The organism is Sphingobacterium suaedae, assembly GCF_042684625.1.
Lineage (GTDB): Bacteria > Bacteroidota > Bacteroidia > Sphingobacteriales > Sphingobacteriaceae > Sphingobacterium > Sphingobacterium suaedae.
This window is the reverse complement of the sequence record NZ_JBHULR010000003.1, coordinates 477,151-490,025: the sequence shown is the minus strand read 5'-3', so window position 1 is coordinate 490,025 and position 12,875 is coordinate 477,151. Positions and strand designations below refer to the sequence as shown.

Sequence of the window (12,875 nt, the reverse complement as noted above, 5' to 3'; positions counted from 1 at the left end):
AGGTTTAGTTCTTTGTTGATATATGGAGTTGGATCGCCTTTCCCTTATCTGTTAGAATGTCTTTGAGTTCGCTGTAAGGAATGAGCAGCGTCGTTGCCCCCTCTGCATACGACTTTATTTCGTAGGGGTTGTAGTGGAACAATAGGCCTTCCGCAGTCATCCCAAAATTCTCTGCCAGTGCAAACGTATTGTCTTCAAAAAAATAAGCACCACCATATGACGTTGTATCATCCAGTGATTCCTGCTTTCGAAAGTATGTCTCTGCAAGAGCGCGTAATTTACTGGTATCCTGTACGACATCTGTCAGCGCTAGTTGCTTACGGTCGTGCAGATCAAAATTATACCACAACTCAAGTTCCATACCGTGCGCCCCACCCGTGTAGTCGTTTATGGCATGGCGAAGAGTCAAGAAGCCTGGGATATTTAAAACGACACGACAGTCTTGGTGTTTGTACCACGTATGAAACGTTTGGTCTCCACGTTCAATTTGTTCTTCAGCATATTCGTTAAAGCCACCTAGAAAACTGTCTGCGACTTGTTCGATGTTATCCTCTCCGTCAATGAAAATAGCTTTTTTCACCAACGAGTCGATATCGTCGGCAAACACCGGATAACGTGCAGAAAACGTCGTGGAATCCAGTTGTGTATCTGTTCCTGAAAAATAGGGGCTGAAGTCTTTAAAATGAACGATGCGATAGCTCGCCGTGTCTGTAACGGGTAAGCGCTGTTCTACCTCCTTATTTTTATCTGGCCGGTTTTCCGTCACACATCCTCCAAAAGACAACATGCACCCCACTAACATGCTATAGGCAATTTTATTCATTAATTTTGGAAACTTAAAGACACGTTCACCCATTCATCATCAAACGCTGCCTGGTACTTTTCGTAAAAACGGATGGCGGGTTCATTCCAGGCCAGCACTTGCCACATCATCCCATTATATCCTTCTGTCCGGGCAAAATCAATCGTTCGGTCCAGTAATTGTTTGCCTACGCCTGTGCCCCGTTCCTTTTCCGTTACGATGAGGTCTTCGAGATAAAGCCGTTGACCTTTCCACGTAGAATATCGAATATAATAAAGAGACAGTCCAATCAATTGCTGATCGCGTTCGGCGACGAAAGCACCCCATACAGGATGGCTTCCGAAACCACTGTCTGCAAATTCTTCCATAGTCACCGTGACAGCATCCGGAGCCTTTTCATACACCGCCAGTTCTTTAATAAGGTCCATCATTGCCGGACAATCTTCCCGTTTCGCTTTTCTAATTGTTACCATGGTTAAGTTTGAAATGCTTGATTACGCGCTTGCCAAACAACGTGCTCCCTAATCGAATCATAGTACTGCCATTTTCAATCGCCAATTGATAATCCGACGACATGCCCATGGACAAGGTATCGAAGGTCGCATCTTTTCGGAAAAAGCTTGTTTTAATCCCATCGAATAGACTTTTGAGCTCGTAGAACTCGGCCCGTATCACTTTTTCATTTTCGGTGTTTGTGGCGATACCCATTAAGCCCCGGATACGTACGTGCTGTAATTCACCGAAGGAATCGTCTCGTAAAAGTTCAATCAATTCGGCGTGATCCAACCCGAACTTACTATCTTCATCGGCGATATAGACTTGCAGTAGGCAGTCAATAACTCGGTTGTGTTTAAGCGCGTGCTTATTGATCTCTTTCAAAAGTTTGAGCGAGTCTACCGACTGTATCATCGACACGAACGGTGCAATATATTTGACTTTGTTGGTCTGCAGGTGTCCGATCAGGTGCCATTGGATATCCTTTGGAAGAGCCTCATGTTTTTCGACAAGTTCTTGAACCATATTTTCGCCGAAAATGCGTTGTCCGGCTGCATATGCTTCCAAAATTATATCCACAGGTTTCGTCTTGGACACAGCCACCAATGTTACGCCTATAGGTTTCAGTTCAGTTTGTACAGATTCAATAGTTGTTGCGATACTCATAGTTGGTATATTTCGACGTGCAAAAAACGTAAAAAGCAGGTTATTCGATGCCTTTTTGTAAATTTGTACAAACTTACAAAATGCAGCGCTTATTACTCGTTATATTATCGTCGTTTTTTTTATGGATAGGTTGTAAAAAGTCGACACCAAAGGGAATATTACCACAAAAAGTCATGGTCGATCTTTTGACGGAAGTACATTTGGTAGACGGGTATCTCAATAATTTACCAGTAGACAGCACCCGCCGTATTATAGGCAGTTTATACGGCGAACTCTTCGATAAGTATAAAATCGATTCAACGGTGTTCAAGCAAAATGTCGCCTATTATTTAGGGGATCCTGTTTCTTCGAAAGAGCTATACGCAGCCGTTACAAAAAAATTGACAGATTATGATAGGGAATTTCGGGTGGCGGACTCGGTGCAGAACGCGCGGATTTCAGACAGCATCCGAATTGTTCAACACTATACAAAATTACGGGAGGATGCACGGCGGCTTATCTTGGATGTGCATGTGGATACTATTCCGTTGTCGCATCGCACATACAGAACCGATTTCATGGATCGGGCTGGCTTAACCGTCAACGTATATGAACCTCAGGCAACGTCGACAGCGATTCCCACAGTACAACAACAACAACAACAACAACCCGCGCCGACCGAAAATAAAGAGTTGAAGCCCGCAACCATCCCGCAGCGCATCCCGAGGCCGGAGCTGAAACCAAAGCCGTTAAAAGAGGTACAGGCAGATCGGTTATAGTTAATTAGAATTTTATGATTTTTCCGCATAACGCAATAGATAAATTAGGTTTTAACGAAATAAAAAACGCCATAAAAGAAAAATGTTTGAGCGAGCCGGGACGACAGATGGTCGAGAAAATACAACCGCAGATCAAACTGGATCAGATAGATCGATTTTTACGGCAGACGCAGGAGTTTAAAGATCTATTGGTCAACGATGCTCCACTTCCGGTCGATCATCTTTACCCCATAAAACCGTTGGCTGAAAAAGCCCGGGTAGAGGGATCTTTTCTGGGCGAAGAGGAATTTCACCGCATCTTACTTTCCCTACGTACGGTGTATGCGATTATTCGTTATTTTAACGATCGTCAAGGGCAATACGCACACCTCGAACTCTTATTTGAACACCTGCCCATTGAAACGAAAATTGTGCGACAGATCGAAACCGTTATCGACGATCGTGGGAAAATGAAAGACAATGCCTCACGCGCGCTATTGGATTTGACACAACAGATCGTCAAGAGTGAACAAGAGGCCCGCAAACGTATTGATCAGGTTTTTAAACAAGCCCAACATAACGGTTGGACAGCAGACGGAAACTTGACCGTACGGGACGGAAGGTTGTGTATACCTATTTTAGCAGAAAATAAACGCAAATTAAAAGGACTTATTCACGACGAATCGGCAACGGGACAAACAGCTTATATTGAGCCAGAAGAAGTATTTCACTTAAATAATAAGGTGAGGGACTTGGAATTCGAACGTCGACGTGAGGTCATTCGTATCTTAACGGAATTGACGAGCGAGCTTCGCCCGCATGTGCCTCTGTTATTAGCGTATCACGGTTTACTCAGCAAGCTGGATTTTGTCCGTGCCAAAGCGCTGTTTGCGGTAGATGTTGAGGCGGAAATGCCGGAATTGTCAAAAGAAGCCGAAATTCATCTTGTTGGAGCGCGCCACCCCTTGTTATTGATGAATGCGAAAAAGGAGAATCACCCCACGGTTGTCCCCCTGCATATAAAAATAGATCAGGAAGATCGTGTCATCTTGGTTTCGGGCCCTAATGCGGGCGGAAAATCCGTGTGTATGAAAACCGTCGGCTTGCTTCAGCTCATGGTGCAGTCGGGACTTTTGATCCCTGCTGATTCTACATCGAAAGTCGGCGTTTTCAAGCAAGTGTTTGCCGATATTGGCGACGACCAATCGATAGAAAGCGATTTAAGTACGTACAGTGCGCATCTTTCTAAAATGAAACATTTCACGGAGTTCGCTAACCCACGGACGTTGGTTTTGATCGATGAATTCGGTACAGGGACAGATCCTGTATTTGGAGGCCCCATTGCCGAGGCGGTTTTGGAAGCACTCAACAGCAAGGGGATAAGAGGAGTCGTTACGACGCACTATTCCAACCTCAAAGTTTTCGCGAGTAATACGAAGGGGCTGGAAAATGCATCCATGTTGTTCGACAACGTAGCGATGAGACCCTTATATATTCTACAAGTCGGAAAGCCAGGAAGCTCTTACGCATTTGAAATCGCGGAGAAAATTGGACTAAGAAAAGACATTTTAGAACAAGCAAAGCAAAAAATAGGTACCCAACAAAAGAAAGTGGATACGCTTTTGGTGGACCTGGAACGCGATAAAAAAAACGTTCACGACACGAAGGTCGCGATTTCGAAAAGGGAACGGGAACTGGAGCAACTGAAAACTAATTACGAACAGTTGCAGAGTCACCTCGAAGAGAACAAACGCCAAATCTTACGAGAAGCGAAAGAGGAAGCACGGCAGATTGTCAAGAACGCAAACCGTTTGGTCGAGAACACCATTGCCGAAATAAAAACCGCGCAGGCGGATAAAGAGAAAACCAAAGAATTGCGCCGTGCCTTACACCAAGCGGCAGAGAAACATACCGAGAAAAAAGGAAATGCTAAAGAGATAGTCAGCAATGCGCAAGTCGACGAAGAGGTAATAGAAGTAGGCGATTGGGTAAAGATTATCGATACCGATACCGAAGCGCAGGTGATGGAAGTGGCAAAAGGAAATAACCTGATTTTGGCATTGGGCGACCTACGTACGGTAGTGAAAAAGTCAAAGGTGCTGAAGTTAAAAGGCAAAGAGAAGGCGAAAGTAGTCAAGAAACACAGAAGCATGTCCACAGAGTCTGTAGCGGATTTTCAACCCGAGGTAGACCTCCGGGGTATGCGCACCGAAGATGCGCTGCGTCAGCTCGAGACGGTGCTGGATCGTGCCGTTATGATCGGGTACCCCACGTTAAAAATCCTGCATGGCAAAGGAGATGGGATCTTGCGTAAATTTGTACGTGATTACCTGCGGAAATACAATCACGTATCACGCTTTGAAGATGAACATGCCGATCGTGGAGGCGATGGGATAACCTACGCTTATATACAATAGATACGAATCGGTGAAGCGGCAGAGTTTGATCCTGGTTTCGATATGCATCTTACCCCGTGACAGCACGAAAATAAATAGCGTGAACGACCCCACCGTTCAGAAAAGGTAGATTTTTTGTTCTAGACGACCTACTAAAGTATGGGGCAACGACACGTTACGCTATGTTGTAATGATTATTGGCATCGTTCTATGGCTCGTTATTTTTAGTTAATTTTATTCCCAAAAGAATTAAAGATGGTAAAATATACGAGCTTTTTAGTGACGCTCGCTGTCGTTTCGGGCGCTTGCTCATCGACCAAACACGCAGCAGGCCTATTGCGGGATTGCCCAGAAGAAAAAATAGTGAATAAGATGCCTATAGCTGGTCACAACGGCAGCGAGAGTCGCCCTGCCTCGTATTTCATTTATAAAGGCGAACGCCGCGAGCTGACTGAGTTTGATCTAGAGTGGGTGAAGAAGAACTGTTCAGTAAAGGAAACTGTCGTTTATTAAGGTCTCACTCATTTATTACAAGTTGTTAAATGCGTACACGTAATCCAACGCTATAATGGCATCATTGGCAAGACGAATGTTGCGCTTGGTGCCCGATATTTCGTAGATTACGGTTAAGTGCTGTCCCTTTTTCTCTAGACCTTTTCGCTGCAGGGTCACTTTGTGATCTTTCATAAAGCTTTCGAACTCGTCGAGATGTGCGATTTGAATATCTTGAAAAGTAACGTGAATGGTACGGACAAAGTATACGTTTGCCAAGAGGTGCTCCATTTTCTGAAAGAGGGAAAGGATAACGACCATAAAGGCTGTCAAAATAAACCCAAATACATATTCTTCGAAACCGATCATCATGCCAATGCCAGCCATTGACCAAATAACAGCAGCCGTAGTTAACCCCTGTACCGTAAACTTTCCCTGATAGATCACGCCAGCTCCGAGAAAGCCTATGCCTGTGACGATATTGGCCGCAATCCGGTCGTCTGAAACATTCCCCATGCGTGACAACAACGTAAAGACCGTAGAACCGAAACAGATCAGTATGACGGTACGAAACCCCGCCGACTTATTTTTATATTCCCTTTCAAAACCGACCACAGCTCCGCATAAAATAGATGCAAAGATGCTTTGGACACGGGGATCCTCTAACCAATCAAACATATGATAATGAGCTTATTGTTTATAGCGCGTAAATATAACGGTTTTTTTTTCGGAAAGTTTGAATGGAAGGATATTTCCCCAGAGGGGGGAGAGGCAAAAAAAGAGAGGCCTTTGGCCTCTCTTCATGATTCTCGTTTTGCAATTTTAGAATGTAAATTTTACAGCTCCATTCCATGTACGGCCCAGGCCGATCAGTACGGTGTTGGACGTGTTGATACCATGCCAATATTGATTATTTGCGTTTTCAAAAATATTGGTTGTTGCTTCCGAAATATAGAAGGTATCAAACAGATTGTTTACGTTGAAGCGGAAACTTAACGCATGGCGCGGTGTCAGCTTCAGTTTATATGAAATCCCAGCATCTACGAGCTGGTAAGCAGGTAGTTCAAGTACCTGATCTTTTCCAGCCTGTCGGGATGAATATAACCGATCGTAACCGCGGAAATCAGCATCGATCGATAAACCGTTTATAATTTGGTATTTCGCGCCTAAACCATACGAAGTCTGGGCCGCATCACCGACTTGCCCTCCCGTCAAATCGGTAGCCTCTGTTGCCAATACAACGCGGTTTTCGTTGCGGACGATCGTTGTAGACATACCGTCGTATACCCAGTCACCGATAGATGCAAAGCCCGTGAATTGGAAACCGCTAAACGGTCGAGAGACAAAATCAAGTTCCAATCCTTTATGATCCTGCTTTACGCCATAATTGGAGAAATAAAGATAATCGCCTTCTACCAACAGGTTAGGGTCGTTTGTTGGATTGTAAGTTGCTATATCATCCGCGCTTGCATTGCGTGAGCTTCCTGTAACGCGATTGTCCCATGTTGTTTTGTACGCGTTTACGTTCACATCAATATATTCGGAGGTAAACCGGTACCCCAATTCTAACCCTAAGATTTTTTCATTCTCTGCAAATTGATTGACATCATTCCGATAATTCATGAAAATGTTGTTTTGATAAGGTTGACGTGAGTAGTAGCCGGCATTTCCAAAGAACGTATGGTTATCTAGGCTATAGCTTACACCACCTTTTACGTTGTAACCAAAATTGCTTACATTTTCGGATTTGTCGTTTCCAGGAGTATATTGAAAGTAGTCTTTCCGGATATTTTGTTGTTGTGATACCGATCCTTGGAAGAATGTGCTGAAGCCATCTTTGGCATATTCGATCTGTCCAAATAGACCGCCGTAACGTACGATCTGATCATAGTCCCAGGCAAGGCGATCTTCCGCATTTTTCGGGCGATCACTCCAAGTCTTCCAGGGATTTGTTGAATATACATTCGACGTCGTAATGGCACCATCAAAATTGACATTGCCGCTATGGGCAATAGACGAAGCGCCTAGAAGATCCGTTACTTGTCTGTAATGTTCGCCTTTATAGTCGCGCAGATCAAATCCGATATTGAAATTTAAGTAATCCGTGAGTTTACGGTTATAATTCGAAACAAGACCAAACCATTGGTGGTTGTTTACGTCGGCAGCCAAATAAGGAACCCGTGCGGATGTCGCATCCGTGCGTGCCGACTGACCACCGCCTCGCGCCATAGATCCATAGAAAACAGTCGATAACGATGCCCTATTGTCAATCTGCCAATCCCAGTTAAGGTTCGCAACAGGTTTATGGTAATAGTTCTTGCGTGCATTCATTTCGACGCCGTTCACTGTGCTTACGTTACTATTGAACTTTCGACCCTTGTCCAGATAATTCTGCAGCGAGCTCGTGAAACCTTGGTTGTGCCATTGCGGCGCACCCGTAATCATCAGGTTTACGTTATGTTTTTCATTCACTTTATAACCGATAGATAAAAAATAATTCTGTCCTTTACCTTCCGTGCGGTCCACGTAGCCATCACCTTGCCAATGCGTGAACATGGCAGAAACAGCAAAACCGTTGCTCATTAACCCTGTGTTGTATGCGACTGTCGATTTTAAGAATCCGTCGTTACCTACGCTTTGCTTCAGAAAACCGCCTTTTTTCATATCGGTGGATTTTGTCACAAAATTGATCGTGCCTCCCACAGAGGAGATTGCTAGTTTTGAAGAACCAAGGCCACGTTGAATCTGCACCACTGAAGCTATATCGGATAAACCCGACCAATTAGACCAATAGACACGACCGTTATCCATGCCATTGATCGGCTGTCCGTTCAATAAAAATGCCGTATTTGATTGATCAAATCCGCGTGTATTCATCGACGTCTCTCCAAACCCACGAGCTTGACCTGTGATATACACGGATGGTGTATTAACCAATGTTGCTGTAATGTCCTGCGCCCCCACTTTAGCTTCGATTTCTTCCTGCCGTATCGTGGAAACAGCAATTGGAGTTTTACGTCCTTCGGCAATATCGATGACACCGCGCCCGACTACAACAATTTCATCCAACGACTGCATAGACGAAGCTTCAAGAACAATCGTTCCAAGGTCGGAGGAGGAGGAAAAGTTGACGAGTTTAGTAAGAAACCCTAAAAATCGGATTTCTAGGCTCCCGTTTTCTTGCGGTGTGGTGATGGAAAAGTTTCCGTAAGCATCCGAAGAAGTGCCAGTCGTCGTCCCGGAAACAGAAACAGAGGCACCGGCAATAGGTTGAACGCCGTCGGAGATCTTTCCGGTGAGCACGCGTTGTGCGAAAGCGAATGGACCGGTAAGCATGCAAGCCAAGAAGGCTAGCCACAGATAGGAATGTTTTTGCATTATGTTAGAACAATTTTTTAAAATTGGTTGCAAAGGTAACTGTTTGTTTGAATAAAATAAATGGGTTACAAGGATTTAGTAATAATTTGTATTCGCTCTTAATAAGGTGAAGGTTTTCCTTTTACTAGTTTTTAGTTGTGACAACAATGAATGACTGAAAGCCTGCTTAATGGCACCGTCGTCATCGGTGAGGGGATGGTCGTATCGTCAAGAAGTTTTCCACAGTTCTCAATTGTTAAATTTTGTTAAAATGATAACAAAACATCTTATTTGTTGCAACTTTTAAAATGAGTGAACCAAGTAATATTTCAACCTTGCAAAATTCAAAAATCAGTAGCACCAACATACCTTCATTTTCGCATAAATAATTGTCTGCCTGTATATTAAGTTTATGTTAAGTTTAACGAATATCAACGTCTATTTCTAACTTTGCAGTACTAATTTTAAGACAACAAAAATAAGTATGAAAAAAATCTCTACTAAACTTACAGCAATTTTTGTATTGATGCTGCTTTGTAATGTGGCGTGGGCTCAGTTAGCTCTACGTGGAATTGTTACAGATGGGCAGCTGCCTATCGCTGGAGCTTCGGTTTCTATCAAGGGTACAGGAACTGGCGTATCAACGGATACGGAAGGAAGATTTACGCTGGATGCTACTTCCGATGCAGGGACACTTGTTATCCGTTTCATCGGTTATGCTCCGAAGGAGGTGAAATTTTCCAATTTAAATAATGATCTGGGAACAATTGTGCTGAGTTCTTCCGGCTCCCAAGATTTGGAGGAAATCGTTGTTATCGGTAAAGGCTTAATTGATATCGCAAAAGATCGTAAAACGCCTGTAGCAGTTTCTACAATCCGTCTTACAGAAATTCAAGAAAAGGCGGCCGGAAATGTTGAATTTCCGGAGGTCATGAAGAACACTCCATCTGTTTACGTGGCGGATCAAGCTGGTGGTTTCGGAGATTCTAAGATGTATGTACGAGGATTTGACCAATCGAATACGGCATTCTTGCTAAATGGTCAACCGATAAACGGTATGGAGGATGGCAACATGTATTGGTCAAATTGGGCTGGTATGACTGATATTGCTACAGCTATCCAAATTCAACGCGGTCTTGGATCTTCAAAATTAGCTATCTCTTCTGTTGGCGGAACTGTTAATATCGTAACCAAAGCTACGGATATGAAAAAAGGTGGATATGCGCGATTAATGACAGGTAATGACGGTTATGCAAAAGCAACAGTAGGATACAATACAGGTATGATTGGGAAATGGGGCGTATCTTTTATGTTGGACGGTTGGAGAGCCGATAAAAAATATGCTATCGGAACGGCAGGAGCAGGGCAAAATTACTTTCTTTCTGTTGGATATAAACCCAACGAGAACCATCAGTTGAACTTCTTGATTTTAGGATCGCCGCAATGGCACGATCAAAATTATTCGAAACCGTTAGAATCTTCCTATAGAAGTAACGGTACGATCTTATCGACTCCTGGTTATGACATCACCGGAATTAGAGGAAACTCGAATTATGGTTGGTATAACGGTGAAGGGCTTTCACAGCGTCGAAATTATTATCACAAACCTGTCAGCAACTTGAACTGGGACTGGACGATCAATGAGAAATCATCATTATCTACTGTTTTGTATGCGTCGATCGGTCGTGGTGGCGGTACGGGAATCTTGGGAAATGGTCCGGGATTTACCCCTAACGGTTTTTCCGCAGAAAACGGAACGACGAACTGGGACGTCTTAGCGGAAAGAAACGGTCAATTGGAAAATGGAATATCTAATGGTAATAACGGAAGTGTATTAAGAGCATCAGCAAACAACCACTTTTGGTACGGCTTAGTATCAAATTTTAATTTTGATACTAAAAAATATTGGACATTTAATGTAGGAGCAGATCTACGATTCTACCAAGGAGATCACTTTCAACAATTAATCAACTTATTAGGAGCACAGGGGCGTTTAGCAGAGAATAAAAATCGTACAACTGGCTATGTCGTATCGAAAACCTTCTCTACAAATCCTTGGTCCGCATTATTCAATAGTGCCAAGGTAGCGGAACGTGTTGGATACGATAACTCGGAGAACATTAATTATCAGGGCTTATTTGGTCAAGCCGAGTTCAGCAAAGATGGCTTCACAGCATTTGTGCAAGGATCCATCTCCAACCAAGCCTATCAAAAGATTGACAGGTGGAATTATGAAGGTGGCGAGACAAAATCCGAGTTCGAAAAGAAATTTGGATATAATATTAAGGGAGGAGCGTCTTATACATTTAATGATACGCACACATTCTTCGCAAACATTGGCAAATACTCACGTCAACCATTTTTAGATAATGTCTTTATTTCGAACACAGTAGATTTTGCAGATCCTTCTGTCGATAATGAAGAAATTTTTGGTTTAGAGGGCGGGTACCGGTTTACAACGCCGTTTTTAACGGCAAACGTAAATGCGTATTATACGAAATGGGATAATAGATTTTCAAGCTATACATCGAATGAGTATAAAGTTGGTGACGTAGAATATGATGATGTCAATTTCCTATTGACCGGCGTAGGACAATTACATAAGGGGATTGAACTTGACATAGAAGCACAGGTTATCCAAAACTTAACTTTGAGAGCTTATGGATCAGTGGGCAACTGGAAATATGACGGTAGCTCGCCGTATCGTGTACGTGATAATGATTCTTTCGACATAATTTTTGAAGATACAGAAGGTCTTGATGTGACTGGTGTTCGAGTAGGTAACGCTGCACAAACTACGTTTGGTGTGGGAGCAAAATATTTTATTCTACCGAATTTCTCGGTTGATGCGGATTTTAATCACTTCTCTAGACTGTATGGTAACGTTGATATTGACGACGTAATAGAGTCTTCGCTGGAAGGCGCAGTCTATCAATCTGAAGAACTTCCGAGCTTTAATATCGTGGATGCTGGCTTAAGTTACACGTTTAAGTTGAAAGCTGGCCAATCTATTAAATTTAGAGGTAACGTAAAGAATCTTTTCAATGAAGAATATTTTTCACGAAAAGATGCATTTGGATATTTCTATGGTCTAGGTACTACTTGGAATGCTGGCTTAACATACAGTTTCTAAAAGAATACAAAATGTTGAAAAAAAGGCCCAAGATGTATACACCTTGGGCCTTTCTTTGTCTTCTCTAGACATGACTAAAAATTCGGTTTCAGCAAATACTTATCATAGAAACGGAAGATATGCTCTACAGCTTCTTCTGCGCTATCTACTAGTCGATATAGTTTGAGATCCTCTTCTGATATATAGGCGTTTCCTAACATGGTTTGTTCAACCCAGTCAAAGAGCCCCTTCCAGTAATCTTTACCTACAAGGACGATCGGAAAACGTGCTATCTTGCCCGTCTGAATCAAGGTAATGGCTTCAAAAAGCTCATCCATTGTCCCGAAACCACCGGGCATCACTATGTACCCTTGTGAATATTTCATGAACATGACTTTACGTACAAAAAAGTAATTGAATTCCAGTAGTTTATCTCGGTCGATATACCGGTTATGAAATTGTTCAAAGGGCAACTCAATATTGAGACCAACGGATTTTCCGCCAGCTTCATATGCCCCTTTGTTGGCTGCTTCCATAATACCAGGCCCGCCCCCTGAAATAACCCCATATCCCTTATCCGCAAGCAGACGGGCTATTTCTACCGTCATCTCGTAATACTTATGTTCGGCTTTTGTTCGCGCAGAACCAAAAATGGACACACAAGGCCCGATTTTCGCTAACTTTTCAAATCCATCGACAAACTCGGACATGATTTTAAAAATCTGCCAAGAATCTTTTACTTTTATTTCTTGCCACGTCTTATTGGCAAATGAACTTCTGATTTTATCCTCTTTTATCATATATGTTTATGATGTTAA

Annotated in this window: 10 protein-coding genes; 4 read left to right on the top strand and 6 right to left on the bottom strand. The window is 43.0% G+C overall.

All coding sequences use genetic code 11. The annotated features are described in order from the left end of the window. Nucleotides 1–4: 4 nt before the first annotated feature. The 3 genes from ACFSR5_RS05515 to ACFSR5_RS05505 are packed head-to-tail and all read right to left on the bottom strand — an operon-like array spanning nucleotide 5 to nucleotide 1,963. Nucleotides 5–823 (bottom strand): DUF3298 and DUF4163 domain-containing protein, encoded by an 819-nt coding sequence (locus ACFSR5_RS05515; protein WP_380901538.1) that lies wholly within the window; start codon nucleotides 821–823, stop codon nucleotides 5–7. After that, entirely contained in the window at nucleotides 823–1,275 is a 453-nt protein-coding gene (locus tag ACFSR5_RS05510; protein ID WP_380901535.1) for a GNAT family N-acetyltransferase, read from the bottom strand. The genes ACFSR5_RS05515 and ACFSR5_RS05510 overlap by 1 nt, the downstream gene beginning before the upstream one ends. Beyond that, nucleotides 1,262–1,963: a YggS family pyridoxal phosphate-dependent enzyme gene (locus tag ACFSR5_RS05505; RefSeq protein ID WP_380901533.1), complete on the bottom strand. Its 702-nt coding sequence runs from the start codon at nucleotides 1,961–1,963 to the stop codon at nucleotides 1,262–1,264. The genes ACFSR5_RS05510 and ACFSR5_RS05505 overlap by 14 nt, the downstream gene beginning before the upstream one ends. A gap of 47 nt (nucleotides 1,964–2,010) precedes the next feature. On the opposite strand from ACFSR5_RS05505, the gene ACFSR5_RS05500 reads away from it, so the two are divergent. The 3 genes from ACFSR5_RS05500 to ACFSR5_RS05490 all read left to right on the top strand — a co-directional run bounded on the left by ACFSR5_RS05500 (nucleotide 2,011) and on the right by ACFSR5_RS05490 (nucleotide 5,609). Beyond that, nucleotides 2,011–2,721, top strand: a complete 711-nt coding sequence (locus tag ACFSR5_RS05500) for a DUF4296 domain-containing protein (protein WP_380901531.1) — start codon at nucleotides 2,011–2,013, stop codon at nucleotides 2,719–2,721. A 14-nt stretch (nucleotides 2,722–2,735) separates the two neighbouring features. Further along, the gene (locus tag ACFSR5_RS05495; RefSeq protein WP_380901529.1) at nucleotides 2,736–5,117 is read left to right on the top strand and encodes an endonuclease MutS2; all 2,382 of its coding nucleotides are present in this window, start codon (nucleotides 2,736–2,738) and stop codon (nucleotides 5,115–5,117) included. A gap of 234 nt (nucleotides 5,118–5,351) precedes the next feature. Continuing rightward, nucleotides 5,352–5,609, top strand: coding sequence for a hypothetical protein (locus ACFSR5_RS05490; RefSeq protein WP_380901527.1), 258 nt, complete (start codon nucleotides 5,352–5,354; stop codon nucleotides 5,607–5,609). A 15-nt stretch (nucleotides 5,610–5,624) separates the two neighbouring features. On the opposite strand, the gene ACFSR5_RS05485 is transcribed toward ACFSR5_RS05490, so the two are convergent. Both ACFSR5_RS05485 and ACFSR5_RS05480 read right to left on the bottom strand, forming a co-directional pair. Continuing rightward, a complete protein-coding gene (locus tag ACFSR5_RS05485; protein ID WP_380901525.1) occupies nucleotides 5,625–6,266 on the bottom strand; it encodes an MgtC/SapB family protein in 642 nt (213 codons plus the stop codon). A 144-nt stretch (nucleotides 6,267–6,410) separates the two neighbouring features. Then, the gene (locus tag ACFSR5_RS05480) at nucleotides 6,411–8,966 is read right to left on the bottom strand and encodes a TonB-dependent receptor (protein WP_380901523.1); all 2,556 of its coding nucleotides are present in this window, start codon (nucleotides 8,964–8,966) and stop codon (nucleotides 6,411–6,413) included. A 463-nt stretch (nucleotides 8,967–9,429) separates the two neighbouring features. Here ACFSR5_RS05480 and ACFSR5_RS05475 point away from each other — a divergent pair, with 463 nt between their 5' ends. Next, nucleotides 9,430–12,078, top strand: coding sequence for a TonB-dependent receptor (locus tag ACFSR5_RS05475; RefSeq protein WP_380901521.1), 2,649 nt, complete (start codon nucleotides 9,430–9,432; stop codon nucleotides 12,076–12,078). Between the two features lie 74 nt (nucleotides 12,079–12,152). On the opposite strand, the gene ACFSR5_RS05470 is transcribed toward ACFSR5_RS05475, so the two are convergent. Then, nucleotides 12,153–12,857: an LOG family protein gene (locus ACFSR5_RS05470; protein ID WP_380901519.1), complete on the bottom strand. Its 705-nt coding sequence runs from the start codon at nucleotides 12,855–12,857 to the stop codon at nucleotides 12,153–12,155. Nucleotides 12,858–12,875: the final 18 nt, after the last annotated feature.